Source organism: Leisingera sp. F5, from assembly GCF_001593695.1.
The window spans coordinates 1-1,632 of the sequence record NZ_LUKH01000818.1 but is presented as its reverse complement, the minus strand read 5'-3'; the positions used below and the strand labels follow the sequence as shown (position 1 = coordinate 1,632).

The window sequence follows — 1,632 nt, the reverse complement described above, 5'->3', positions numbered from 1 at the left end:
GTTGTCACCATTGGCCAGTTTCCGGGAGAGCGAAGCGCCTAAGCCAAACACATCTGCGTCCAAAGAAGCATACCGAGGATTCAGACGGTGTTCGGCGCTTCCGTCAAGAGTGAAACGCATCTGCGGTGATAGCGCCCAACTGCGTGCGGCGGTCAGCTTTGCCAGATCATAGCTCCGTTCCCCGCCATACCAGGAAGTTGCACTGGTCACGGAAATCCGGGCGCTGCCTCCCTTATTCTTGGGTCCTGCGGCAAAAGCATGGGTTAAGGTGATTTCACCATAAGTGGAGCCGAATTCGGAGTTGCGCGGCACCGTTGTGCCAGTAAGCCGGGCCAATTCAGCGGCCTTTGCTTTGGCATTGGACGACAGAGCCACACGCTGAATATAGAGGCGGCCACTTAAGGTCGTCAGGCTTGTTTCGTTTTGCCTCAAGCGGCGGCTGATGCCTGCGTCCAGCGTACCGGTAACACCTGACAACGCAACGGCTCTTGGCCCAAGCCTGTTCACATGGGAGGAGAGCCCGTCAATCTCCTGCGTGGCTGCATCCGAACCGCCGTTAACATTATTTGATGGCTTCACCCCACCGCTTAGCCGGAAGGACCAAGGATTTATGCGCCGGAGGGTCTCGTAATCCTTGGCGATCAGGGTTTCGGCCTTGTCGTCGGGCGCGTACACGGCAGTGCGGCGCAGCCAGTATTGCGACAAAGTCGGGCTGCCGCTCTGAAAAGCCAGGCGGGAAGCAAGCTGCGCCATCTGGTACTTTGCAGCGCCGTCCGGTGCAAAGCGGAAGGCGCGTGCGGCGGATTTCCGGCCTTCGCCGGGTTGGCCGATTTTAGCATGGGCGGCGGCCTGCAGGTGCCAGGCCGCATGGTTTTTACGGTCGGCCTGCAGCAAGACGTTGGAGATCCGCAAGGCCAGCCGGGGATTGCCGGAGTTCAGCGCATGCGCACCCAAGGCGTGCCCTTGCTGGACCGACAGATGCATCTGCGGCGCTGGTGCTTCTTGCGCGTGGGGCTGCGCCGTTGCCAGGGTCAGCCCAAAGAGAGCCGCGGTGGCCTTGTGCATGGTTTAAGGGTCAGGCTGGTTGCAGACCGGGTCGGGACTGGCACCATCGCAAGAGCCGAGCACAAAGACCCCGTACTCCTCGATCGGGGGAGTATTCCCCGAAAAGGCTCCAATATGGCCTGTCGCGTGGACCGATCCCGCCACCGCTGCGGCATCCGTACCCGAAAAGACGCCGCCGTATTCGCCCACGCTTGTGCCTCCAGCATTGACAGCGCCTGTAAACGAACCGTCTGACGCAATCGCCGTGTTCATGAGGGTCAGATCCTCGACGGCTGTTGCAGGCAGGTCGGTGATCCGGCGATTGTAGATCCGGCCTTTGACCTCACTGTCCTGTGTGAAATCGGCATTGATGAAGGCATCACCGGTAACTTCAGCGGATTGGCCGGGGAGAATTGAAGGGTCGGTGCCGGGAGCCGGAGTGAGCAAGTCGCCGCCGTCGCCGTCAATGTTCAACAGGCCCACATAGGTGCCGGCATAGCTGACGATACCGCCGGCCCCCGCGTCCGTATCGGGAGCGGAAAAGCTGCCGGTGCGCCCGTAGGTCGTGCCGCCCTGGTAAGTGCCGAA

The 1,632-nt window shown here is 61.0% G+C and carries 2 pseudogenes; both read right to left on the bottom strand.

Going from position 1 to position 1,632, the window contains the following annotated elements:
• Positions 1-894, bottom strand: a pseudogene (locus A2I95_RS36365) (hypothetical protein); the annotation flags it as partial.
• 174 nt (positions 895-1,068) lie between these two features.
• A pseudogene (locus tag A2I95_RS36360) lies at positions 1,069-1,632 on the bottom strand (thymidylate synthase); the annotation flags it as partial.